This is a genomic window from Acinetobacter sp. ABJ-A23_2 (assembly GCF_044538765.1).
In the GTDB taxonomy this organism is placed as follows: Bacteria; Pseudomonadota; Gammaproteobacteria; order Pseudomonadales; family Moraxellaceae; genus Acinetobacter; species Acinetobacter nosocomialis_A.
The window spans coordinates 48,425-73,742 of the sequence record NZ_JBIUCP010000014.1; the positions used below are offsets into that span (position 1 = coordinate 48,425).

At 39.7% G+C, this 25,318-nt stretch carries 20 protein-coding genes; 9 read left to right on the forward strand and 11 right to left on the reverse strand.

Going from position 1 to position 25,318, the window contains the following annotated elements; all coding sequences use genetic code 11:
• Nucleotides 1-100 precede the first annotated feature (100 nt).
• Nucleotides 101-793, forward strand: a complete 693-nt coding sequence (locus ACH63V_RS07030; RefSeq protein WP_086376837.1) for a GntR family transcriptional regulator — start codon at nucleotides 101-103, stop codon at nucleotides 791-793.
• A 43-nt stretch (nucleotides 794-836) separates the two neighbouring features.
• Here the strand turns inward: ACH63V_RS07030 and ACH63V_RS07035 are convergent, their stop codons facing one another.
• Together ACH63V_RS07035 and ACH63V_RS07040 are read right to left on the reverse strand one after the other, a co-directional pair.
• On the reverse strand, nucleotides 837-1,781 hold the full coding sequence (locus ACH63V_RS07035; protein ID WP_396463093.1) for a PDR/VanB family oxidoreductase: 945 nt from the start codon (nucleotides 1,779-1,781) through the stop codon (nucleotides 837-839).
• Nucleotides 1,782-1,793: 12 nt separating this feature from the next.
• Complete coding sequence (locus tag ACH63V_RS07040; RefSeq protein ID WP_272308339.1) at nucleotides 1,794-2,870, reverse strand: aromatic ring-hydroxylating dioxygenase subunit alpha; 1,077 nt, start codon at nucleotides 2,868-2,870, stop codon at nucleotides 1,794-1,796.
• 518 nt (nucleotides 2,871-3,388) lie between these two features.
• Here ACH63V_RS07040 and ACH63V_RS07045 point away from each other — a divergent pair.
• The 3 genes from ACH63V_RS07045 (at nucleotide 3,389) to ACH63V_RS07055 (ending at nucleotide 8,498) form a co-directional block, all read left to right on the forward strand.
• Nucleotides 3,389-4,735: an MFS transporter gene (locus ACH63V_RS07045; protein ID WP_396463094.1), complete on the forward strand. Its 1,347-nt coding sequence runs from the start codon at nucleotides 3,389-3,391 to the stop codon at nucleotides 4,733-4,735.
• A 31-nt stretch (nucleotides 4,736-4,766) separates the two neighbouring features.
• The gene (locus ACH63V_RS07050) at nucleotides 4,767-6,047 is read left to right on the forward strand and encodes an OprD family outer membrane porin (protein WP_396463095.1); all 1,281 of its coding nucleotides are present in this window, start codon (nucleotides 4,767-4,769) and stop codon (nucleotides 6,045-6,047) included.
• A gap of 252 nt (nucleotides 6,048-6,299) precedes the next feature.
• Nucleotides 6,300-8,498, forward strand: a complete 2,199-nt coding sequence (locus ACH63V_RS07055) for an OsmC domain/YcaO domain-containing protein (protein ID WP_396463096.1) — start codon at nucleotides 6,300-6,302, stop codon at nucleotides 8,496-8,498.
• A 65-nt stretch (nucleotides 8,499-8,563) separates the two neighbouring features.
• On the opposite strand, the gene ACH63V_RS07060 is transcribed toward ACH63V_RS07055, so the two are convergent.
• From ACH63V_RS07060 to ACH63V_RS07075, 4 genes are all read right to left on the reverse strand, one after another.
• On the reverse strand, nucleotides 8,564-10,234 hold the full coding sequence (locus tag ACH63V_RS07060; RefSeq protein ID WP_396463097.1) for a GMC family oxidoreductase: 1,671 nt from the start codon (nucleotides 10,232-10,234) through the stop codon (nucleotides 8,564-8,566).
• 27 nt (nucleotides 10,235-10,261) lie between these two features.
• Complete coding sequence (locus tag ACH63V_RS07065) at nucleotides 10,262-11,155, reverse strand: alpha/beta hydrolase (protein WP_396463098.1); 894 nt, start codon at nucleotides 11,153-11,155, stop codon at nucleotides 10,262-10,264.
• 70 nt (nucleotides 11,156-11,225) lie between these two features.
• On the reverse strand, nucleotides 11,226-12,080 hold the full coding sequence (locus ACH63V_RS07070) for an SDR family NAD(P)-dependent oxidoreductase (RefSeq protein ID WP_396463099.1): 855 nt from the start codon (nucleotides 12,078-12,080) through the stop codon (nucleotides 11,226-11,228).
• Between the two features lie 44 nt (nucleotides 12,081-12,124).
• On the reverse strand, nucleotides 12,125-13,612 hold the full coding sequence (locus ACH63V_RS07075; RefSeq protein ID WP_396463100.1) for a flavin-containing monooxygenase: 1,488 nt from the start codon (nucleotides 13,610-13,612) through the stop codon (nucleotides 12,125-12,127).
• A gap of 135 nt (nucleotides 13,613-13,747) precedes the next feature.
• Between ACH63V_RS07075 and ACH63V_RS07080 the strand changes: the two genes are divergently transcribed.
• On the forward strand, nucleotides 13,748-14,761 hold the full coding sequence (locus tag ACH63V_RS07080) for an AraC family transcriptional regulator (RefSeq protein ID WP_396463101.1): 1,014 nt from the start codon (nucleotides 13,748-13,750) through the stop codon (nucleotides 14,759-14,761).
• 11 nt (nucleotides 14,762-14,772) lie between these two features.
• Here the strand turns inward: ACH63V_RS07080 and ACH63V_RS07085 are convergent, their stop codons facing one another.
• The 4 genes from ACH63V_RS07085 to ACH63V_RS07100 all read right to left on the reverse strand — a co-directional run bounded on the left by ACH63V_RS07085 (nucleotide 14,773) and on the right by ACH63V_RS07100 (nucleotide 19,158).
• Entirely contained in the window at nucleotides 14,773-15,648 is an 876-nt protein-coding gene (locus ACH63V_RS07085; RefSeq protein WP_396463102.1) for a class I SAM-dependent methyltransferase, read from the reverse strand.
• A 111-nt stretch (nucleotides 15,649-15,759) separates the two neighbouring features.
• A complete protein-coding gene (locus ACH63V_RS07090) occupies nucleotides 15,760-17,283 on the reverse strand; it encodes a flavin-containing monooxygenase (protein ID WP_396463103.1) in 1,524 nt (507 codons plus the stop codon).
• Nucleotides 17,284-17,305: 22 nt separating this feature from the next.
• Nucleotides 17,306-18,139 carry an SDR family NAD(P)-dependent oxidoreductase gene (locus tag ACH63V_RS07095; RefSeq protein WP_396463104.1) on the reverse strand — a complete coding sequence of 278 codons (834 nt, stop codon included), beginning with the start codon at nucleotides 18,137-18,139 and terminating at the stop codon, nucleotides 17,306-17,308.
• Nucleotides 18,140-18,198: 59 nt separating this feature from the next.
• A complete protein-coding gene (locus ACH63V_RS07100) occupies nucleotides 18,199-19,158 on the reverse strand; it encodes a metal-dependent hydrolase (protein ID WP_396463105.1) in 960 nt (319 codons plus the stop codon).
• 526 nt (nucleotides 19,159-19,684) lie between these two features.
• Here ACH63V_RS07100 and ACH63V_RS07105 point away from each other — a divergent pair.
• The gene (locus tag ACH63V_RS07105) at nucleotides 19,685-20,308 is read left to right on the forward strand and encodes a TetR/AcrR family transcriptional regulator (protein WP_110982452.1); all 624 of its coding nucleotides are present in this window, start codon (nucleotides 19,685-19,687) and stop codon (nucleotides 20,306-20,308) included.
• A gap of 64 nt (nucleotides 20,309-20,372) precedes the next feature.
• On the opposite strand, the gene ACH63V_RS07110 is transcribed toward ACH63V_RS07105, so the two are convergent.
• Nucleotides 20,373-21,095, reverse strand: coding sequence for a pirin family protein (locus ACH63V_RS07110; RefSeq protein ID WP_396463106.1), 723 nt, complete (start codon nucleotides 21,093-21,095; stop codon nucleotides 20,373-20,375).
• 510 nt (nucleotides 21,096-21,605) lie between these two features.
• Here ACH63V_RS07110 and ACH63V_RS07115 point away from each other — a divergent pair.
• The 3 genes from ACH63V_RS07115 (at nucleotide 21,606) to ACH63V_RS07125 (ending at nucleotide 25,038) form a co-directional block, all read left to right on the forward strand.
• On the forward strand, nucleotides 21,606-22,568 hold the full coding sequence (locus ACH63V_RS07115) for a metal-dependent hydrolase (protein WP_002156843.1): 963 nt from the start codon (nucleotides 21,606-21,608) through the stop codon (nucleotides 22,566-22,568).
• A 65-nt stretch (nucleotides 22,569-22,633) separates the two neighbouring features.
• Nucleotides 22,634-23,464 carry an SDR family NAD(P)-dependent oxidoreductase gene (locus tag ACH63V_RS07120; RefSeq protein WP_396463107.1) on the forward strand — a complete coding sequence of 277 codons (831 nt, stop codon included), beginning with the start codon at nucleotides 22,634-22,636 and terminating at the stop codon, nucleotides 23,462-23,464.
• A gap of 23 nt (nucleotides 23,465-23,487) precedes the next feature.
• Nucleotides 23,488-25,038, forward strand: a complete 1,551-nt coding sequence (locus ACH63V_RS07125) for a flavin-containing monooxygenase (RefSeq protein WP_396463108.1) — start codon at nucleotides 23,488-23,490, stop codon at nucleotides 25,036-25,038.
• Nucleotides 25,039-25,318 lie beyond the last annotated feature (280 nt).

Below are 25,318 nucleotides of genomic sequence, written 5' to 3' on the forward strand. Positions count from 1 at the left end.
TTTTTAAAATCTACAGAAATGCTTAAGCACTGATTCACACAGAAAATTTATTTCATTTTACAAATGAACTTGCTAGCATCGAAGTGACGTTTTTGGTGATGTGTGGCAGCGAATGTCTTCAGGACAACAAGTTTTACTTAAACTAAGAAAAATGATTATTTCAGGGGAACTTGAAGGCGGTGCCAGAATTGCCGAAATTCCGACTGCCGAGTTACTTGGCGTTTCAAGGCAGCCTGTTCGTATTGCTTTTAGGTTGCTCGAGCAAGAAGGTCTCCTCATTAAAAACCCAACTCGTGGTTACACGGTTCGTGAAATTTCAGAACAACTAGTACATGACGCACTTGAAGTACGCGGTGTTCTGGAAGGTTTGGCTGCGAAAACTTTGGCAGAACAAGGCCTAAGCGAAGAACAAAAAAATACACTGCAACATTGCATTCAAGAAACTGAAAAACTATTTAATGATAAAGACGAGTTTGGCGACGCTGAATTAGAACGTTATCACCATTTTAATGTCATCTTTCATGACACGATTATTGAAGGCGCGCAAAACGTTGCGCTCATCCAAGCCTTAGCGAAAAATAATCAATTGCCGATGGCTTCTGCTCAAGCCATTACCTATGACCAGAATCAAGCTTTGTCGGAATATCGCCGTTTGCACTATGCGCATTTACAGCATTGTTCGATTTTCGATGCATTGGTACATCGTCAGGCAGGGCGTGCTGAAACTTTAATGCGTGAGCACAGTAGTGTGGTGATTTTGGGTGAAACGCTAAGAAATGTTCTCAGCGCTTAAGGTGAAAGAAGTTCCTTTATTTTCGAATAAAGGAACTTGAGTATTAAAGCTCAATCACAAGATTTTTAGTTTTTGCACGAGAACAGCAGGGCGTAAACTGGTCATTCAATGCATGTTCCTCATCGGTCATAAACAAATCGCGATGATCTGGAGTGCCTTCTACTACGCGGGTAATACAGGTCCCGCAAATGCCTTGTTCACATGAAACAGGGATATCAAAACCATTTGCAATTAATGCTTCAGTAGCAGTCTGCTCTGGTAACACTTCAATTCGGTGGCCCGTACCTTTCACTTCAATCGTGAAAGCTTCATCATTAGACGTATCTACTTTTTGGGCGACAAAATGCTCTTGATGTAACTGTTCACTATACCACCCAGCTTGTTCAGCCGAGCTCATGACAAACTGCATAAACCCTGTAGGTCCACACACATATAAGTGTTTATCAGGTGAAGCTTGGCCCAAAACCTCTGCCATATTACATTCGGTGTCGGGTTGGTCTTGAATATGAAAATGGACTCGATCACCAAAATGCTCGGTTAAGTTGCCATAGAAGGCAATCATTTCATGACTACGAACGAAGTAATGTAATTCAAAAGGAATATTGGCTGACTTAAGCCGATATGCCATCGACAAAATAGGGGTAATACCGATACCACCAGCAAATAAAACCGCCTGTTTTGTCTGAGGATGGATTTCAAATAAATTGCGAGGTTCACCAATCTTTAAATGGTCACCTTCACGATATTCGGTGTGGATGCAACGTGAACCACCGCGTGAATTGGCATCATGTAAAACACCAATGACATAGCGATGTTTTTCAGTGCAGCAGTTTGAAAGTGAATATTGACGGGTGAGCCCATTTTTCAGATGCACATCAATGTGTGCACCTGCTTCAAAACTCGGCAGCTCCGTACCATTTGCTGCAACCAATTCAAATGCACGAATAGTCGGGGTGAGCTGATGAATTTTTTGAATAATAACGTCCATGTTCATGCTCCTTTAAATAATCCGAATGTTTGGAAACTTCTGTGTGGACGTTTCAGGAGGTGTTTTATTTTCTTCGGCAAGTAGTCGCTCAATCACCTTACGAGACTGTACACCGCCTGCGTCGATGTTGAGCATCAGTAACTTGCGATGTGGATTGTTTAAAATATTTTGTTGTTGTTGCTCCAGCATTTCTAAATCTTCAGTAAAGATTTTGCCTTGGCCTTCACGAATTTGATCGGTGAGTTCAGCATTATCTGGCTGGAAGTTACGTGCCATTCCCCAGAAATACCAGTGAGAGGTTTCAGTTTCTGGTGTAATAAAATCGACCACAATTGAGGAAACTTTTTTGTCACTTGGTGCGTGATAACCACCATGTCCAGCATGCGCTACACCCACTTCAATGTGAACATTACTTGGAGCAAAGAAGTGGCAACGTTGCCAACGGTCAACAGGTACATCATCCGCCAAGTGATTACCGCGAAGGGCCATTTGCCAAAATGGAGGTGCGATCACATTTTCCATATAGCGTTCGGTAATCACATGGTCACCGTCAACTTTAGTCACAGGCAATGATTCATCAATCTCTTTTTGCCCAATACTGCTTGAGTGAACATAGGTCTCGTGGGTTAAATCCATCAGGTTGTCGACCATCAGGCGATAGTCACACTGAATGTGAAACAGGCCTCCGCCATAGCTCCATTCAGGATGATCTGCCCATTCTAAAGTTGGCAGTTTTGCTTCATCTGCTAAAGCTTTCTCGCCTGGCCATACCCAAATAAAGCCGAATTTTTCGACAACTGCATATGCTTTGTTGCAAGGGAAACCATTTACACGTTGGGCTGGCATTGAAACAGTCTTTCCGTCACAGCCCATCACTAGTCCATGATAACCACATACGAGGTTGCCATCTTCTACATAGCCAAGTGAAAGTGGGGCGCCACGATGTGGGCAAAAATCTTCAACGGCTGCAACTTGGTTTTCTTTACCACGATAAAAAACGATTTTTTCACCACAGATGGTGCGACCTAATGGTTTGTCTTGGATTTCTTCTGGACGGCAGGCAACATACCAAGCATTTTTAATAAACATTGTGACGACTCCTTATCACTTATTGGATCCAATTTATAATAAATAAAAATATTGGTCAATTGATAAGCAGTATATTTTTTAAAAAATATTGATCTATGTGTTTAGTTGTTATGTATGTATTTTTATGTTGTTGAAGGCTTTTTGTATTTCTTTTAAATTTTATGTTCGAAATTTTTATTAGCTTTTATTTGGATCCATACTTCTTCAATCCTATACTAGATTTGGATAGCTCTTGAAGTTACAAATTTAAAAATGGATAAATAATTTATGGATCCATATTTTTTATTTCATAAATTTAAAATAAATTATAAATAAATTTTTCAATTATTTAATCCGTTGTTAATTAAATTTTAAAAATATTGTTGATTTTTTGGATCCAAATATTCAGTATAGAAAAAGAGCAGGATGCTCAAAAAACAAATATTCCTCTAGGTCATTATGGATACGGATGTGCATAACCACCCAATCGCTCATATTAGCAATGTCGTGTGTATGTCTTATCCAAGGGAGATACACAAATGGAAAGAGACGTTCTAAGTGAGATCAATCAAAACAACATGAGCCGTTACCAATGGTTCGTCATTTTGATCTGTATTTGTCTCAATATTATTGATGGCTTTGACGTGATGGTAATGGCATTTACCGCTCCATCTGTGTCAGCAGAATGGTCACTTTCAGGGGCACAAATTGGTTTATTGCTGAGTTCTGGTCTTTTTGGAATGGCTGCAGGTTCCATTTTTCTCGCGCCTTTAGCCGATAAAATCGGTCGCCGTTTACTCATCTTAGTTTGTCTTGTCATTGCAGGTCTTAGCATGTTGGGCTGTGCTTTTGTACAAAGCCACGGCATGTTGGCAGCACTTCGGTTTATTACCGGAATTGGAGTGGGCGGCATTCTTGCGAGTAGTAATGTTTTGGCAAGTGAATATGCCAATGCTCGCTGGCGCAGTCTTGCTGTGAGCTTAATGTCTACAGGCTACGGAATTGGCGCGACACTTGGCGGAGTGCTATCACTGGCATTGATTGAGCATTTAGGTTGGCGTTCAATCTTTTTAGCAGGTGGGGTGACTACCATTGCAATGCTACTGGTCAGCGCATGGTTATTACCAGAATCTTTAGATTACTTACTCGCGAAACGACCAAAACAGGCACTAGAACGAATTAATACAGCTGTAAATCGTATGGGGCTAAACGAATTACCAGTTATGCCGCATTATGAAAAAATCAGCACGCAAAATGGTAGTGAACTGGGCAAGTTATTTGCTGGACGACTTGGATTTCAAACACTTTGTTTGTGGTTTGCATTCTTTTTAGTGATGTTTGGCTTTTACTTCGTGATGAGCTGGACACCAAAAATTCTTATTTCAATGGGGATGTCGCCACACCAGGGCGTAAGTACAGGCATTTTAATTAGTATTGGCGGTATTTTCGGGGCAGCTATTATTGGTTTATTGGCATCACGCATGAAAATCTTCTATGCCTTGAGTTTGTTTTTAGGGTTAACCTCGGCATGTGTTTTCCTATTTGTCGCAGTCTCATCTCAAGTCAGTATTGCACTCATGGTGGGTTTATTACTCGGCACTCTCATCAATGGCTGTGTAGCAGGTTTATATTCGATTTCTCCAACAATTTATGATGCTGAAATCCGTAGTCGCGGTGTGGGTTATGCCATTGGTTTTGGTCGCATTGGAGCAATTTTATCACCAACGGTTGCAGGCATCTTCCTGGATAAAGGTATAGCACCCGCAACGCTTTATGCCTATTACGGTGTGGTGTTTATTTTGGCTATTTTCCTGATTTTAAGTTTGGGTAGTGCTTTTTACCGCAGTCAAAAAGAGCAAAACTACTCTCTTAAAACAGCACCTTAATCCATTAAAAATTAAATAGTTGAGATAAAAAATGAAAAAGACACCATTGTGGGTGGGGATATGCTTGTGCCCATTATTTAGTCAAGTTGTGCATGCCGAGTTTATTGCAGACAGTAAAGCTGAGCTGACATTACGTAATTTTTACTTTGACCGAGACTATAAAAAAGATCCATATCCCTATACAGCAGCCAGAGATTGGGCGCAGGGTTTAATTTTTAAAGGACAGTCTGGTTATACTGAAGGGACAGTTGGTTTCGGAGTTGATGTACTGGCAATGGCAGGTTTTAACCTGATGGGAAGCCGTGCTGATGACTATGCACGTAGTGGCTTATTACCAGTGAATACCGATAACTCGCGTGATGATTATTATGGAAAAATAGGCATTACAGGGAAGGCTAAATTTAGAAAAAATGAGCTTTTTGTGGGGGACTTGGTTCCGCAGTTACCAACCATATTTTCATCGCCAGCGCGTTTGTTTCCACAGACTTATCGTGGTATTCGCTTTGTTTCAAATGAAATTCCAAATCTTCAACTTGAAGGGTTTTACGTCGACGAAGTACGTCAACGTGATTCGATTCGTTATACCGATGTTGGAACAGACAATATTAACCATCGTTTTAACAAAGCGGCAACTACCGATTCTTTTTATACATTAGGTGGAAGCTATCAGTTAAAGGAGTACCGTTTGCGTGCTTATCATGCTGAGCTCAAAGACATTTACCAGCAACAATTTTTAGGTTTTAACGGCAAACAACCTTTAAATGATCAACTTAATTTTTTAAGTGACGTGCGTTTTTTTAATAGTGAAGAAACTGGAAGTAAAAAAATAGGAGAGGTCGATAACCGACATATTAGTGGCTTATTTGGTTTGAACTATCAAAATCATACGGTTTCTTTGGGCTACATGCAGTCGTTTGGCTCGACCGGTCTGCCATTTTTGTCGGGAACTGAAAGTCCGGTTGTGCTTGATTTTATGAGTTCGGACTATTCAAATAAAGATGAAAAAGTCTACTCAATTCGTTATGAATATGACTTTAAAAATGCGCGGGTAGGTGATGTTTCATTAAACGGACTGCGTTTTATGACTCGCTACGCAAAAGGTGAAGACATTGATTTGTTGCAATATGGCGATCAGCGTTTTAAAGAAGAGTCGATGGAATTTGATTTAGGCTATAAAATTCCTGAAGGTAAGTTAAAAGGTTTGGGAGTGCGAGCTCGTTTTTCTCACTATCGCAATGATATGCCAACGAATATGACCTTTCACTCGACAAATGAAACGCGGTTGAATGTTGACTATACCTTTAAATTTTAACGTTCAATATTTAACTAAATTCAAGACCAGTTAAAACATTGTAAGCAGCAATGTTTTAACTTTAGTTATCAACTGCACAAAATCCCTCTATAATACCGCCAATCTTATTAAAGCCACTTGAGTCGTTCATTAAACACATGGCTTTAATCTCTCATTTTTTTAAGTCAATTTCTTCGCTGTGATTCGGCTTATTTTTCAATATTTAGAATTTTATGTGTCTGTGCTGACACATAAAAATATTTAGGTGCCAGCATGGAAATCAAGGTTAATTATCTCGACAATCTTCGACAGGAAGCTAAGTTCGATGACTTTACGGTAATTGCCGATCAACCAATTCGCTACAAGGGTGACGGTTCGGCACCGGGCCCATTTGACTATTTTTTAGCATCGTCAGCATTGTGTGCAGCGTACTTTGTAAAAGTGTATTGTGCCGCTCGAGATATCCCAACCGATAATATTCGTTTATCGCAAAATAATATTGTTGATCCTGAAAACCGCTATAAGCAAACCTTTAAAATTCAAATTGAATTACCAGCCGATATTTCAGAGAAAGATCGCCAAGGGATTTTACGTTCGATTGACCGTTGTACTGTTAAAAAAGTGATTCAAACTGGTCCTGAATTTATTATTGAAGAAGTGGAAAGCATCGATGCAGATGCACAAGCATTGTTATTGCCAAGCTTAACTTCAGAAAGCCATACCTATATTCAAGGTAAAGACCTGCCATTAGAAGAAACCATTGCCAATATGTCTGCTATTTTGGCAAATTTGGGCATGAAGATTGAAATCGCATCTTGGCGTAATATTGTCCCGAATGTATGGTCATTACACATTCGTGATGCACAGTCTCCGATGTGTTTTACCAATGGTAAAGGTGCAACTAAAGAAAGCGCTTTAGCGTCTGCATTAGGCGAGTTTATTGAACGTTTAAACTGTAACTTCTTCTATAACGACCAGTTCTGGGGTGAAGAAATTGCCAATGCCGAATTTGTGCATTATCCAGATGAAAAATGGTTTAAACCGGGTCCAAATGGTGAATTACCTAAAGAAATCTTAGATGAATATTGTCTTGAGATTTATAACCCAGATGATGAGTTACTCGGCACACATTTATATGACACCAACTCAGGCAACGTAGAACGCGGCATTTGCTCGTTACCTTTTGTGCGCCAGTCTGACGATGAAGTTGTCTATTTCCCATCAAATTTAATTGAAAACTTGTACTTAAGTAATGGTATGAGTGCAGGCAACACTTTGGCAGAAGCCCAAGTTCAATGCTTGTCAGAAATTTTTGAACGTGCTGTAAAACGTGAAATTTTAGAAGGTGAAATTGCACTTCCAGATGTTCCTGAAGAAGTATTAGCAAAATACCCAAGTATTATTGCTGGTATTAAAGGTCTAGAAGAGCAAGGTTTTCCTGTATTAGTTAAAGATGCATCACTAGGCGGCCAGTTCCCTGTAATGTGTGTGACTTTAATGAACCCACGTACGGGTGGGGTGTTTGCATCTTTCGGTGCGCATCCAAGTTTTGAAGTTGCATTAGAGCGTAGTCTGACTGAATTACTTCAAGGTCGTAGTTTTGAAGGCTTAAATGATTTACCGCAACCGACTTTCCAAAGTAATGCAGTCACTGAACCGAACAACTTTGTTGAGCATTTTATTGACTCAAGCGGTTTGGTATCTTGGCGCTTCTTTAGCTCTAAATCTGACTATGACTTTGTTGAATGGGATTTTTCTGGCGAAGGCGAAGAGTCGAATGCAGAAGAAGCTGCAACATTGTTCGGCATTCTCGAAGAGATGGGCAAAGAAGTATATATGGCAGTCTATGAGCATTTAGGTGCGACCGCTTGCCGTATTTTAGTACCAGATTATTCTGAAATTTATCTGGTTGAAGATTTGATTTGGGACAATACCAACAAGGCACTTTCATTCCGTGAAGATATTTTAAATCTGCACCGTTTAGATGATGAACAGCTTGAGGCATTGGTTGAGCGCTTAGAAGAATGTGAGCTAGATGATTACACTGAAATCACCACACTCATTGGTATTGAGTTTGATGACAATACAGTTTGGGGACAGCTCACCATTTTAGAACTGAAATTGCTGATTTATGTTGCTTTACAACAGTTTGAAGAAGCAAAAGAGCTTGTTGAAACTTACTTGCAATATAACACCAACACCGTTGAGCGTGGCTTGTTCTATCAGTGCATGAACGTGGTGCTTGAAGTGATGTTAGATGAAGAACTCGAGCTTGAAGACTATCTGACTAACTTCCGCCGTATGTTTGGTGATACACGAATGGATGCAGTATTAGGTTCTGTCGATGGTAGCGTTCGTTTCTATGGTTTAACACCAACAAGCATGAAACTAGAAGGACTTGATCGTCATTTACGTCTGATCGAGAGCTATAAAAAATTGCATGCAGCTCGTGCTAAAGCCGTAGCGATGTAATTTAAAAAGCGAAATAAAAAAAGCCTATTTTTAAATAGGCTTTTTTTATAAAACAAATTTCTAGTTTAAGCAGAAGCTTTGGTGATCTCTATGGTTTCTGCATCTGCTCTATAATCTTGTTGCTCATCCAAAGTATGTTTAGCCGGAATATAAGACATAGCGCGTTCTGCAAGAGCTGTAATGGTAAGACTTGGGTTAACCCCCAAATTTGCACCTAACATTGAACCATCTACAACGTATAAGTTTTTATAGTTAAAGACACGGTTTTGTCCATCTACCACGCCGCGTTCTGGACTTGAAGCAATTGCGCAACCACCCATACAGTGAGCTGTAAAAGGCACGTTAAACAAAATTTCAGTAATAGTCGTCATTGGGTGACCATTAAACATTTTGGCAACTTTTTCGGTAAATGCATTGGCCTGCGGAATATAGACAGGTAGCTTTTTACCTTCGCTCGATAACACCTTGCCAAAAGGCCAGAACCAATTACGTTTCAAGCGCATGTTAATTGAGGCATCAGCTGTTTGCATCACCAAGAAAATTAAAGTCTGACGTGCAAAACTGACAGGGTTACTCATGCGAAGGAAAATAAATGGATGGCAAATAAGTGCCCATAACCAAAAGAAGATACGCGTCCAACCCGGTTTACCTTTAGCCATGTAAGTACACATGAGGCCCATGGCATCTGAACCAGTTTGGTAACGAGTCGCTTCAATGTGAGTGTCATGGTCAAGGTAAATACTTGAACCAATGGCAACACCTTTACTCATGTCGACATCTTTACCAAAAAAGCGAACACCTAAAATCGACTCGGCATTGGTACGTACCCGATTACCCAAATCATCAGAAATATTTGGCAGAGAACCTGATTGTTTTAAACGGAACAACATTTCTTGGGTTCCCAAAGAAGATGCCGAGAAAATCACATTTCGAACACGCCATGTACGGCGTTGTTTGTTGAACCATGAGCTTGAACATTCAGTCGTAACTTCATAGCCATCGCTGCCATCGGCTTTACCATTGAGTGGTTTCACATCAACGACTTTGGTTTCTTCATAAACTTTGGCACCATTTTTTTCGGCAAAGTACAAATAGTTTTTATCTAAGGTATTTTTTGCGTTGTGTTTACAACCCGTCATACAGCCGCCACATGCGGTACAGGTTCCGCGGTCTGGACCTTCGCCGTTAAAGTACGGGTCAGGATAAGTTTTTCCGCCTTCTTCACCTTCGGGTGGAAAAAACGTTGCAACACGAGTCGGTTTAAACGTATGTCCAACACCAACTGCTTCCCCCATTTTTTTTAGCATATGATCGGCAGGGCCGAAAATTTTATTATCAGTCACCCCAAGCATACGTTCTGCTTCAGCATAGTGCTGTGGCATTTCATTTTTCCAGTCCGCCGCATCTGCCCAAGTGCCTTCATCCCAAATATGTTCAGGTGGAACAAGTAGGGTATTGGCATAGGTAATTGAGCCACCACCTACAGCGTTACCGCAAATAATGGTCACATGGCGAAAAAAACGCATGTTGAAATAACCAAAAAGTTTCATGCCCGGGCGCCAAATCCAACGGCGGGTATTCCAGTTATTTTTAGCAAAATCTTTAGCTTCCCAGCGTCGCCCCATTTCCATTACAGCAACAGAGTAGCCCTTTTCGGTTAGACGGCAAGCAGAAACACTACCACCAAAGCCTGAACCAATAATGAGGTAATCATAGTCATAATTGTTTGTTGTCATGCCGAGGACTCCTCTCTGGCGATATTTTTATATTGACTGTGTATGTTTATCAATGAATTGCCCAATGCGCTCAATCGAGTCATTAGATTCATTTAGTATACCTGCGTGGAACTGAAAAACATGCCCGACTCGGTCATAAACCTTCAAGTTCGTCGGAATACCGTATTTTTCAGTTTGTTTAGCGAGCCGTTTTGCATCATCTAATAAGACTTCTTCGGTACCGACATGAATCAAAATAGGCGGTAATCCAGTTAAGTCGGCATAGAGTGGGGAACATGTTGGATCGGTTACCGATTTTTGTCCGCAATAGTTTTTTGCACACCAAGCTAACCAGTTTTCTGACAGCATTGCATCTTGAGCAGCATGAGTTTTCATCGTGCTTCCTGAGAGGCTTAAGTCAACCCAAGGTGAAAGTAAAACTAATGCTGCTGGTAACGGTAACTCTGAATTTCGTATTGCAATTGCAGTACTTAAACTCAGTCCTCCGCCAGCAGAATCGCCAACGATCACGAGTTTTTTCGGGTCTTGCCCTTGAGCGAGTAGTGCTTTATAGACTGCAACCACATCTTCAATAGCAGCAGGGTTTGTGTGCTCTGGGGCTAGGCGATATTCAGGTAACCAGACTTGTGCTTGAGCTGCATGTCCAATTTGAGCAGCAAGCTTAGTGTGACTTTTTGAGCTCCCCACCACATAGCCACCGCCATGTAAATACAAGATGCCGAGGCCTGATTGAGTCGTTTTGGGCTGAATATGAACTGTCGGTACTTGAGCAATGGTTTGCTTTTTTGTTTTATAGCCACGTGGCCCAAGCACAATTGCACTGGCTGCATCGCTACAAAAACGTTGTAGCTTAAGTGGTGTTTTAGGGGATAAAGCTGGACGTAGCGTGGTACGAATAGTCCATGCAAGAAGCTGCTTCATAATAAGGACTCATACTAAGCCTAATGACAGTCAGCATCTCTTAAAATAAAGAGTATGCTGACCACTGTTTTTATTTTGCTGATTTGTTGAGTAGGCGAGTTTGCAAGGCAGTCGCAGTTGCAAAAATCTTTTGGTAACCCTGTGGAAGAATACGTTGAATCACATCAACGGCTTTCGCATCGGCTCCAATGAGTAAGCGGCGACGGTCTTTACGTACAGCTTCTAAAATTTGTTGAGCGGCATCGTCAGCAGGGGTGCGAAGTAATTTATCGAAAGCATCCTGACTTTTTAGAGGGTCCATTCCTAAAGACTGGACGCTATTATTCATGCGCGCAGCTTTGGCAATATTGGTACGAATACCACCCGGATGCACACAGGTCGCACTCACTCCAGCATTTTGTAAATCGAGTTCTTGGCGCAATGATTCAGTAAAGCCACGAACGGCAAATTTACTGGCGTTATAAGCACTTTGGGTTGGTTGAGCTGTTAAGCCAAACATACTGGAAATATTAATAATATGCCCATCACCACTTTGCTTTAAGTAAGGCAAAAATTCTTTGGTGCCATAAACCACGCCCCAAAAATTAATCCCAATGAGCCATTCAAGATCTTCATAGCTCACACCTTCAGCCGTACTGCCTATTGCGACACCAGCATTGTTAAAAATCAGGTTAACTTGGCCATGCTCATCTACAACTGCCTTTGCCCAAGTTGCAACTTCATCACGCTTAGCCACATCGACTTTTTGTGTGGTTACTTTGACTGAATAAGGCGTTAACAGCTCGACTGTTTTAGCTAATCCCGTTTCACTAATATCGGAAAGTGCCAGATGGCAACCTTGTTTTGCGAGCGCTATAGCAATTGCTTGTCCAATACCAGAGCCAGCACCTGTCACAGCTGCAACTTTATTTTTAAAAGACTTCATAAAATTCTCCGTTTATTTTTTTCATTTCCTATGGTGAAGCTTGTTTAAGAAATAGCCGAAACCTGAGTGTAGTTTTCAACATCGAAGCGACGAGTACGTTGACGATATTCAAGGGTAAAACCTGGCCAGTTATTGGTATTTTTGCCATCAGCAGTCTGATACCAACTGGTACAACCTTGTGCCCAGACAGTTTTTTTCATTTTTTCTTGAATGCTTTGATTAAACGCATGTTGAACTTCTGCACGAACGTTGGTGAACAGAAGTTTGTTTTGTAGGGTTGTTTGAATGGCATCTAAAATATAATTCACTTGGCTTTCAATCATATAGACAATTGAGTTGTGCCCAAGATTGGTGTTTGGACCATACAACATAAAGAAGTTTGGAAAACCGCTCACAGTTAAACCGAGATAAGCTTCTGCACCATCTTTCCATGTGTCTTTTAAGGTGCGACCATCGAGACCTGTAATCTGCATTGGCGCCATAAATTCTGTTGCGGCAAAGCCCGTCCCATAAATAATGGTATCGATTTCACGCAGATTTCCTTCCGTATCTAAAATGCCGCTTTCGGTAATTTCTTGAATGCCCGTATTAATCACATCGACATGAGGCTGAGTCAGTGTTTCATACCACTGGTTAGAGATTAAAATACGTTTACAACCAATTGGATAATCTGGCATTAAACGGTGGCGTAACTTCCCATCTTTAATGACTTTACGGATGTGACGTTGGAATAAATATTCCACCAAAGGCATTTCATTTAAAGAAGTTGTAAAAGCAAGTAGGCGAATTTCATGGTGACCATATTGCAAAGCACGGTCCAGACTTTGCAAAATCGGAAGTTTGCGGAAAGCCTTTTTCTCTAAAGGTTGATAAATCCGATCTGGTTTTGGAATCACGTAAGGTGCTGAACGTTGATAAACGTCTAGATGTGCTACTTGTTTTGCAATTTCAGGTACAAATTGAATTGCGCTTGCACCTGTACCGATCACTGCAACACGTTTGCCAGTTAAGTCATAGTCATGATCCCAACGTGCTGAGTGAAATGCCTTACCTTTAAAGTTTTCAATACCTTTAAGTTTTGGATAGGCAGGGCGGTTGAGTTGGCCTACAGCGCCTACTAAGAATTCAGCTTCGAACTGTTCACCAGAAGTACTTTGAATGTGCCATACACCTTGCAGAGCATCAAATTCGGCACTGGCTATTTCAGTATTAAATTGAACATGTGGGCGAATGTCATATTTATCGGCGCAGTGGCGTAAATATTGATAAATCTCTTGAGAGGTTCCGTAGCGATTTTTCCAACCCAGCTCTTGTTCAAAAGAAAAAGAATAAAGATGAGAAGGCACGTCGCATGCAGCACCCGGATACGTGTTGTCACGCCAGACACCGCCAACATCGGCAGCTTTTTCAAATAGAGTAAATTGTTCAAAACCTGCTTGTTTGAGACGAATGGCAAGTCCTAGACCACCAAAGCCAGTGCCAATGATGGCGATGCGTACATTTTTATTTGAATTAGTCGACGAATTAAACATAGGCTGCTCTAAATCCTTAAAAACAGTGGGCGAAAGAATCGCAATTTCCTGTATGCAGAATAGACGTTTATTAACTTGATTTAGAGGATGGATGAGGACAAAATATTGTGATTCGAGGACATTTTGGAAAGTACAGTGACGTACGCTTGGGCATTTGAACGCAGCATACATAGTGTTCGACTCATGGCTGATTTTGCAGTAGAAGCAGGTGCTTCTTATCAGACCATTTTAGATGGAACAGGATTGAGTCAACAGCAGTTGCTTGACCCGAATATGGTAGTATCAGGGCAACAGGAATTACAGCTCATTCATAATCTGGTTGCACAGTTTCCAGACCGACCAGTGTTGGGCTTAGAAGTAGGTACACGCTATCATTTCACAACATTTGGGCCATTGGGTATGGCGCTGATGAGTAGTGCCAGCATTCGTGAAGCACTAGATTTAGCTCTCACTTATTTCTCCCTCACTTTTGCGTTTACCCGTTTTTTAGTTTCAGATACTGATGCAGGAACACGTGTCGATATTGAAGAGGAAGGAATTCCATCTTCGGTTAGGCAATTTATTATTGAACGCGATGCTGCCGCTCTTATTACGGTGCAACGTGACCTCGTACAAGATAACTTTTGCCAATATTTGGCTTTTTCTTTTGAACCTACAAGTAATTTAGAGGCTTATGAAAAATTATTTGGGGTGATGCCTGAATTTGGTTCTAGCAAAAGTTTTGTTCTGCTTGATGCACAGAAAATTAATCAAAAGCTGCAAATGGCAAATGAGCTAGTGCTACATACGGCAGAAGAACAATGTCGACAAATTTTAGATAAGCGTCAAACTCAAAAGAAATTTATTAATTTAGTACAACAGCAATTGATGACTGTGCGAGGTGAAATGCCTTCTATGGAAATCGTGGCTGAACGTTTGCATTTAAATGTTCGTACTTTACGCCGTCACTTGGCATCGGAAGGAATGACTTTTATCCAGATTCGTGAAGAAGTAAGGCAAGTTCTAGCTGAGCAATATTTGGCATTACCAAAAGCTTCTGTTGAGCAAATTGCCGAGTGGTTAGGTTATGCCGAACCTGCCAGTTTTATTCATGCTTATAAAAGATGGCATGGGAAAACACCTCATGCCATGCGGTTAAATAGCCAATAGTCAAAGTAACTTTATTTCTTTAAACGCAAATGCAATAAGCGCGTCGCTGATGTATGGCGAATTTCATCGGTCCGTGCATTAAAATATCGTTCAGTAATGGCTTTACCAGACAAGTCTTCGACTACTTCAAAACCCATTTTTTCAACCGCCTGATGTAAATCTGAAGGTTTAAATTGACCTAGTAAAGGTTCTTTCAGCACATGGGTAAACTGTGCAACACCCATACTTCCGAGTCGCTCAATACCTTTTAATTCCTGAAAATCGGTCGAATAGTCGAGTACCACTTCGCTGCCGTTTGCAGCAAATTCAGCAATACTTTTTAAAGTTTGCAGCGTAGTTTCCGGCTTTAAATAATGAGTGGTGCCCAGCCAAGAAAAGAAAGCCGGAGCTTTTCGTACATAGCGACTTCGGGCAAGCGCTTCAGAGATAGATTCTTTTTCAAAGTTAATCGAGACAAACTCAACGGTAGTAGGAATATTTCCTAACTTTTTTAGCTTGGCTTGTTTGGCCGCTTGAGTATCAGGATGATCGACTTCAAAAATTTTCAAAGCAGGGTAATGGTGTGACTCACGTAATGCAAAAGAGTCTAGGCCAGCACCCACTAATACATATTGTTGAGTATTTTGTTGAACTGTCTGACCAAGTAAATCTTCGGCATAACGAGAGCGACCGACCACTTGCCCAGTGAGTAAACCTAAGGTGCGGTTTAACACCGAAGAATTCATGACCTTAACAATCAGTGGGCTAGAGAGCAGTTTTTTCCAGCCTTTACTGGTTAGTTCAAAAGCATAGGGATCTGAAAATACAGGGTTCTTTGTATTTTGAAAATGATTGGCCCGTAATGCAGCGGCAGCTTCGGCGGTACGACTTGATTGACCTTCTTTCATCTTTAACCTGTTCTTTTATTTCTTGAAGATTGAATGAAGAAGGCAGTGTATTTCATGAAAATCTAAAATACACTGCCCATTCATAACAACGGATTTGGTCAAATTTACAAATTAATGTGTCTTTGACATTTGATATGTAACTTCATAATCCTTCAAATCTAGTTTTTTCAAACGTTGTTTAAGCTTTTTCAATGACCACGGCCATGCTGCAAAGTTGCGACCGTTAGCGTCAAGGTAATAACTCTTACAGCCACCACTATTGAATACAGTTGTTTGTAAGTGCTTTTGCACTAAGTCATTGTGCTTTTTAATCACATCAGCCTTAACATTTAACTTGCTAATTCCTTTGTTTTTAATTTTCAATAAGCCATCTACGATATAGTCGAGCTGTGCTTCTGCTAAACCAATAAATGAGTCATAAACCAGTACGTTTGGTCCCAACACTAAGAATGCATTTGGTACATTTTCAATATTGGTTCCTAAGTAAGCTTCCGGTGAAGTGTTTTTCCACAAATCATTTAAACGTTGGCCTTTTTCATTAAACACACGTTTGCCGATTGGTGGGTGAGATACTTCAAAACCTGTACCCCAAATAATCACATCAACTTCATGGCGTTCGCCATTAGCTGCAATCACCGTATTGCCTTCAACTTTAACTAAGCCATGTGGAATAAGCGTGGTATTTGGTGCTTGTAGTGCAGGGTAGTAGTTGTTAGCGAATAAAATACGTTTACAACCAATGTCAAAGTTCGGCGTTACGTTTTTACGTAGCACTGGGTCATTAATTTGCAATTTAAGTAATTGCTTACCCAATACATTTACTGGTTTTAGCGCAAGAGGGTTACGTAAACCAAAGTTAATTGCATTCAGTGTTAACGCTACACTTTTACGCCAGCTCGCCTGAATAGCCGGATATTTAGCAATGACTGATTTACTAAACTCGCCCAAGTCTGTATCTGGTTTTGGCAGCACCCAAGGAGCTGTACGTTGGAACACAAACAGCTCTTTTGCTTTAGGTTGAATTTGTGGCACAAACTGAATGGCAGATGCACCCGTACCAATCACGGCAATGCGTTTACCAGTTAAGTCATAATCATGATTCCATTTCGCTGAATGGAACATTTCACCTGTAAATGTTTCTAAGCCTTCAAGTCGTGGAATTTGAGCTTCGGTAATTGGACCTGTGGCAAAAATAACGGTTCGAGATAGATATTGACCAGTAGTGGTATCAAGCACCCATACATGACGTGAGTCATCCCATGCTGCATTCAGCAGTTCGTTGTTAAATTCGATTTTAGACGTGATATTAAACTCGTTACTAACATCTTCCAGATAACTTAAGATTTCCGGCTGACGTGCAAATAAGTGGCTCCATTTTGCACTTGGTGCAAATGAGTAAGAATAAAGAGCAGAAGGTACATCACACCCACAACCTGGGTAGGTGTTCTCACGCCATGTTCCACCTACACGTGCTGCTTTTTCAATAATCTTATAATTGGTATACCCAACTTGATCTAGGCGAATAGCAGCGGCAATACCTGAAATGCCAGCACCGACAATAAAGGTATCGAAAATATGGTGAGGTGAATTGACAGCTTTTTTTGCTGATGCATTTGTTTTCATTTGAGCAGTCATATGTGTACTACCTATAAATTTCTTATTTAAATAATTTGTACGATGTGCCAAGGAACTTGTTATACAAGCTTGGAGATGCACGTTTCATGAGCCAGAATAACTTCGCATCAATTTGAGGAATGGTATACAACTCATCCTGATCAAGACGGTTAAGTGTGAGTTTGGCGACATCATCACTTGTGGTGAGTGCGTAGTTCATGAGTGCATGGTCTGCAAGCTTAGAATAACGGCCCGGAATACGACCATTTTTAATGATATTGGTGGGTACCAAAGTCGGGCAGAGCACATTGACTTTAATATTGAATTTACGAAGCTCGGCCGAAAGCGTTTCAGACAGCGCACGAACACCCGCTTTCGTTACGTTATAAGCAGTCATTTCTGGAGCAGCCGTGTACGATGCAGCAGAAGCTACATTAATAATCGCGCCGTAACCTAGTTTTTTGAACTTTGGTACAAATGCATGGCAACCATGAATAACACCCCAAAGGTTAATATTCATGACCCAGTTCCAGTCTTCTAGACTGAGTTCGTCAAACTTACCGCCTAATCCCACACCCGCATTATTAATGACAAGGGTCACAGGGTGACCAAGTAAAATTTCAGCAGTTTCAGCTAGGTGGTTCACTTGCTCTGCATTGCCCACATCGCAGCGCATGGCAAAAGCTTTTGCGCCTTCTTGTTCAAGAAGCTTTACTGTTTCTTCTGCGGCTTCTAAATTAATATCTGCACACACTACGCTACCACCACGTTTTGCCAGTTCAATTGCAAAACTCCGTCCAATTCCACTGCCTGCGCCAGTCACAACGGCATAAGCTTTTTGGCTTGGTTTAACTTTCTTTTTGCCAAATAAAATCATGATTCATCCCGAAATAGATTTAAGGAAAACCAGCCATTGAGTGACTGGTTACAAGCCAATTAAGACATGCGTACAGGAGGGGTAAATTCCTTCACAAAGTAAGGTGCAATTGCACCGCCTTCGCTTAGTAATTTCTGTTTGTAATACTCAAGATATTCAGTCGTATCATGATCATTTGGGTGGAAATCAGGGCGTAAGTAGTCAAGAATTTGACCAATGGTGCTACCAAATACGCCATCTTTTGGACCAAAAATAAGTCCTACACCACGGCGAGCATCTTTCCAGAATTTTCTAGTCAACATTTCCTGTGGTTTTCTTAAAACCGGAATAAACAAGGTAGTTGCTGGGATTAAACCTAAAATAGTGAACAAAGCTAAGAAGAAGCCAGAAGCTCGTAATGGGTAGCTACCATTCAGTAATTGATAAACATCATAGGCAATATCTTTATGCTCAGATTCTTCAAGCATATGCCACATCCATAACGCACGGCTTTTCGCATCATCCGAATAGTAAAAATTCTTTTCGTGCTTCATCATGTATTCAGCAAGTACAGCCGTAAAATGCTCAATACCAGCCATCATTGATAATTTCAGTGGTTGTGGGAATTTTAAAAATACATATTTAAAGAAGTTCTCACCCAAGAAACGATATAAATCGACAGGGTATTCAACATCTTTAAGTGCATCGTTATATTCATTGTGCAGTTTAGAGTGAATTGCTTCTTGTCCAATCAATGAAGTAACACGCTGTTTTAAAACTGGGTGTTGAATAAATTCACGGTGATGACGAGCAGTTTCAATCACCAAATCTTCACCATAGGTTAGAAATACTGAAAGCGTCGCAAAAAACATCGTGGCAAATTGATTGTTCATATAGAATTCGACATCAATCTCTTTACCTTCAAATCCGATATTTAAATGACGGATTGGAATGGACTTTTTGCTGGCAAAATCTGGTAACTCGATTTCACGGTAAAATTTAATTTTGTTTAGTGATTTTTTAACTGTGGTCGAGATCATGGCGATACCTTCAGATCAATCAATGATAGTGCGATGTTGCTGAAAACCAAAAAGCTTTGACTTTCAACAGAGCACTGTAAATTCCATTTTCAAAAAGCAGTTTTCTCTGCTTACTGAGTACGGTGATGTTGCTCCGTTATTTGTTTGATTATTTGACTGAATAACGGAAAAAGAGGCGAACTTGGTAAAACGAATCAACCTCTTTTTAGATTTTTTCATGTTAATCTGAGTTTATGTTCGGATTCAATTCGGGTAACTTTTCAAGTTATTTAAGCTCAACGCCAATGTACGAATAAAATAAAAAACTAGTTTTATAATTTATTAATATATTGATTTTTATTTATATATTTTATTTTGTTTTAAAAATAAGTGCCTACTAATAAAAGAACTCACAACTATGTTTAGCCATACCTCTAAAGAAATTACTTCATGAAATTTGACAAGTATTCGGATTTTGTTTTTTTATTAGAGTAGGGGTAAATTACATGCTAATCTGAGCTTATGTTCGGATTATTTATAAGAAAATATGTCTACGCGAAAACCCCGTCAGGCACGAGCCAAAGTTACTGTCGATACTATTATTGAAGCAGGTTTTATTGCTGTAGCATTGCATGGACCAAGTGGTACCACTACACGTCATATTGCAGAAATTGCAGGGGTGAGTGTAGGGTCACTTTATGAGTATTTTAAAAATAAAGAAGAAATTTATGATGCGATGAATCACTACTTTGTGAGTGAAATTCTCGACATGATTAAAGAGCTAACTCCTACAATTTTAGAGTTGGAGTTAGAGCCTGTTATCGAAATGATCTTTTATACTTTTAGTGATTTATTAAAGAAAAATAATGACCGTTACTTAACCGTTTTACGTTATGCAGGTGAGTTGCAATACGACAAATATATTCCAAAAATTGAACAGGCTTTAATGGAAGTCATCATGAAGTATATGATGCATAATCCTAAATATCTAAAAATTAATAATTTACCTGTCATTACTTATATTTGTATTAATAGCGGTATTTTTAACGTAGCAAGGCATCTGATTTTACCCAACCCATTTATTAGTTTTGATGAAATGGTGCAGGGGCTAACTACTATGATCATGAGCTATATCAATACTGAAATGGCAAAATCCGAAGACCAGTCGTAAGTTTTTGATGATTAATGTACATAAAAAAACACCTGCGTATATCTCTACGCAGGTGTTTTGTTGATTATGGCATGGTTGGAACTTCTTCTGGACGCATATCAAAAATCAGAATCTCAGCGTTGTCACCATTGGTAAATGATAACTTGCCTCCATCACGAATACGCGCAGCATCACCTGTGTTAAAGGTTTTACCGTTTACATCAATACGGCCTTTTGCCACATGAAGGTAAACATAGCGTCCATCTGGAATTGCAAACTCTGCTGTTTCTTCACCATCAAAAAGACCTGAATAAATATTAATGTCTTGCTTGATCGATAAAGTTTTTTCACCACCTTTTGGTGAAATCATCAAGTGCAATTTACCGCGTTTGTCTTCCTCGGAAATATGCAATTGTTGATAGCCCGGTGTGGTATTCACTTCGTTTGGAACAACCCAAATTTGCAAGAAGTGCACATTTTCTTGTGCAGAGTGGTTAAATTCACTATGAGCAACACCACGGCCTGCACTCATTAACTGAATATCACCAGGTACAATAACTGAACCTGTACCCATTGAATCTTTATGTTCTAACGCACCTTCAAGCACATAAGAAATAATTTCCATGTTGCGGTGAGGGTGAGTACCAAAGCCTTTCGATGGAGCAACAGTATCGTCATTAATCACAAGCAAATCTGAAAAGCCTACTTGTTTCGGGTCCCAATAATTTGCAAATGAAAACGTGTGTTTTGACTGTAACCAGCCATGATGTGCTGCACCACGCTCATGAGATAAACGCATATCAAACATGATTTATTATCCTCATTCAATTTTTTTCTCTGAATGCAGTTTATCGTTTTCATTTGTGCAATAAAGCTCTGAAAATAGAAAGCTTAGTGTGATTTTTGGAACGCTGAAATATTGAAATAAGATTTCTATCGAAGCAGGCATAATATTTCATTTGTTATCTTTTAAAGCCATATTTTTATCATTTTAGGACAAATGTCTTTTATTTAAATCATTATGAATAATAGTAGGTTATATAAGTTATTTGAAATTATCAAAAATATTTAAGTTGGCAAAAAGTTTCAATGTGGGTTGGCTTTTTTTGTCCTTGTTCGAGAGTTATATCAAGCGCACTATTTAATCTGATTTGGTGAACTTAACAATATTTAAGTTCATAAAACATGGCAAGGCAGATGTATTCGAGCAAATTTTTGTTCTAGAGCAGTTAAAGATTGCAAGAAATAATCTAAAGACAACTTTAACTGTTTGATTCGACGCTGCCTTGTATTTAACAAATTTTATAGGGTGTCGAAAATGGTCGCTCAAGCTATCCGAAATGTTATTTCTCCTAAATCAGTTATAGCTCAGTATCAAAAGATAGACTTTTCAAATAAAGGATCTATCCCAATCCGTCATCTAAATATCGGGTTTGATGGCAAAGAAATTGATATCGAGTTTTACGTCAACAACCAGTTTGCAACTTTGTTCTTTGCCACGCTTTCGGTTTTCTTGACCTATGGTGAAGATCTGGTGATTGAAACAGCGCGTCACCACCGTGAATTTATTCAAGATCCGATTTTAAAACAGCGTGTGACTTCCCTCATTGGCCAAGAAGCTATTCATTCAAAATTGCATAATGAGTTTAATGATGCAATTAAAGAGCTGGAATATCCGGTCGATTTGTATCGTTTCTTGGGCGAAAACTTCTTTAAATATGTATTTTTAAAATTCCCGCAGCCATTAAAGCTTTCACTTATGGCGGGTATTGAGCACTTTACGGCAGTACTTGCCGAATACATGATGAAGCATGAAAAGAATTTTTATTATACCGATGATGCGAAAAGCCGTGCGTTATGGATGTGGCATATGCTTGAAGAATCTGAGCATAAAGACATTGCTTATGATGTCTATCAGATTTTGAACGGTAACTATCCATTGCGTGCAACCGGCTTTTTAATGGCTTTCATCACCATTTTAGGGCTTATTCCAACCGCAACTTTATTGGTACCCGTACTGCGTAAGCCAAAAGAACTGTTAACCAGAAAATTCTGGAAAGATGCACGTCGTGGCGTCAACTTAATTTTTAGTCCAAAAGATGGCGTATTTGGCAGCACCATTGGCCAGATTTTTGATTACTTACGTCCTAACTTCCATCCAAATGACCATGATACGACTCAATACCTTGAGTACTACAAAAACAAATTACTGAACGAGGGCGGTGCGATTGCACCTTACTTTGTGAAGGAATTTACTCCACCAGTTCGTGCAGTTTCATAAAGCTGTTGGTCACGGCAGTAATACCCAAATTACTGCCGTCTCCCTAAAATTTTTTAGGATTTACTATGATTCTATTTGGTAAGAAAGATCAGCCGAGTCGAAATGCATATGCTGTTGTGACTGGGGCAGGCAGTGGAATTGGTCGTAGCTTTGCACTTGAACTGGCAAAACGCGGTGGCAACGTGGTATGTGCGGATATTAATTTAGAAACTGCTGAAGAAACCGTAAAGTTAATTGAACAGCTTGGACAAAAAGCATTTGCTGTCCAGTGCGATGTTGGACAAGCAGAACAAGTACAGGCTTTGGCTGATCAAGCAGAACAGTTATTAGAACATCCGGTAACACTCATCATTAATAATGCGGGCGTAGGTTTAGGCGGTAAATTTGATGAAATGAGTTTGGAGGACTGGAAGTGGTGTATGCATGTAAACCTATGGGGTGTTATTCATGGTTGTCATGCATTTGTGCCAAAGTTTAAAAAACTAGGTTACGGTGCAATTATTAATGTCGCTTCTGCGGCGTCTTATACCGCAGCACCTGAAATGAGTGTCTATAACGTAACGAAAGCCGGTGTATTGGCATTATCAGAAACGCTTTCAGCTGAGCTTCGCAAATTCAATATTAAAGTGAATGTGCTGTGCCCGACTTTGGTGCCTACCAATATCATTAAAAATGGTCGGATTCCGGGGCGCTATTCAAAACTTGCAGACCATACACTCATGAACTATGCCATGACCACCAGTGAAGCAGTTGCGACTTTAACATTGAATCGATTAGATCGAGGGCAGCTCTATACCACGCCACAGATCGACGCCAAATTATTCTGGCTTATGAAAAGAACGTCTCCAACGCTATATGCAAAGTTCCTTGGGCTTTCGTATCAGCTATTTAAATAAAATTTTGTATAGGCAGAAAAATTATGGTCACGAAACCTAGAACAAATACACGTACACGTAAAACCCAAGAAGTTGCACATATTTATGACACTTTTATTGTCGGTGCAGGTATTTCTGGCTTAGCTGCAGCAATCAAGCTAAATGAAGCAGGCTTAACCAATTTTAAAATTATTGAAAAAGCGAGCCGCGTCGGTGGTACTTGGCGTGAAAATACCTATCCGGGTTGTGGCTGTGATGTACCTTCAGCTTTGTATTCTTACTCCTTTGCACCAAGTGCGAAATGGAGTCACTTATTTGCACGCCAACCGGAAATTTTAAGTTACTTAGAAGATGTAAGCCGTGATTTTGATATTGAGTCCTTAATCGAGTTCAATACCGAACTATTAAAAGCAGAATGGGACAACCTAAAAAATGTATGGAAACTAGAGACGAGCTCTGGTTTGTATATTGCTAAAACAGTTCTATTTGCTACTGGTCCAATTACTGAAGCACAGATACCACGTCTTGAGGGCTTAGATACCTTTACAGGTGAAATGTTCCATTCAGCGAAGTGGAACCATGACTACGACCTTACTGGAAAACGTATTGCCGTAATTGGTACGGGGGCATCTGCCATCCAATTTGTGCCACAAATTCAACCTAAAGCCAAAGAGTTGTTTGTGTTCCAACGTACAGCACCTTGGGTACTGCCAAAACCAGATACCGACTTGGGTGAGTTGAGTAAATCAATCATTGCGAAATATCCAAAAATTCAAGTCACTTGGCGACAAACTGTAGCGGGTACTTTAAATGTCATTAATTTTGGCTTACGCAATCCAAAAGCTTTAAAGCCTGTCAATTTTGCTGCGAAACAACTGTTAAAGTTACAAATTAAAGATCCAGTTTTACGTCAAAACGTAACGCCTAATTTTGATATTGGTTGTAAACGTATTTTATTTGCCAATAACTACTATCCAGCTTTACAGGCACCCAACACTACACTTATTCCACATGGTTTAGTGAAGGTCGAAGGCAATACTGTGATTGCTGCCAATGGAGAACGCCACGAAGTCGATGTCATTATTTGGGGCACTGGATTTGAAGTATCTCACCCACCAATTGGTAAACGGGTACATAACGAAAAAGGGGAATGCCTAGCTGAGCTTTGGAAAGACTCATCACCAGAAGCCTACTTAGGAACCAACATTGAAAATGTACCGAATGCATTTCTTATGCTAGGGCCAAATGTTTTGGTTTATGACTCATTTATTGGCCTTGCTGAAGCACAACTGCAATATATTGTTGATGGTTTGCTACAAATGAAGGCAAAAGGTATTGCTAAGCTTTCAGTGAAATCAGAAGTAATTAAAAAGCATAATGAGCTTGTACAAAAACATCTGCAAACCACTGTCTTCAATAGTGGGGGATGTAAAAGTTACTACCTTGATGCCAATGGACGTAACTTTGCTGCATGGCCGTGGTCTTTGAAAAAACTTAGAGAGCGGTTACATCATTTAAAGTTAGAAGAATATGATGTGATTTATGAAGCTGATTTGGTAAAAGCAAAACCAAAAGTGGAAGAAGTTGTAGGTTAATGACTTCGTAAAAGCCCATTTTGATTTATTGAAATGGGCTTTTTATTATCTAACGATTTAACAAATAAATTAATATTCAATAAATAATATAATGAAGTTAAATTGAAAAATATATTTAAATATACTTCAAAATAAAAGTGGGGAAATAGCCTATATAACTTTCTGTTAAAAAAATATAGTTATTTTTAAAAATGAATTTTTAAGTGAAAAGTATTATTTTTAATCTTTTTTTAAATTGCAAATTGGAAAACATTTTTTATATCAATAGTTTGAGTAATTA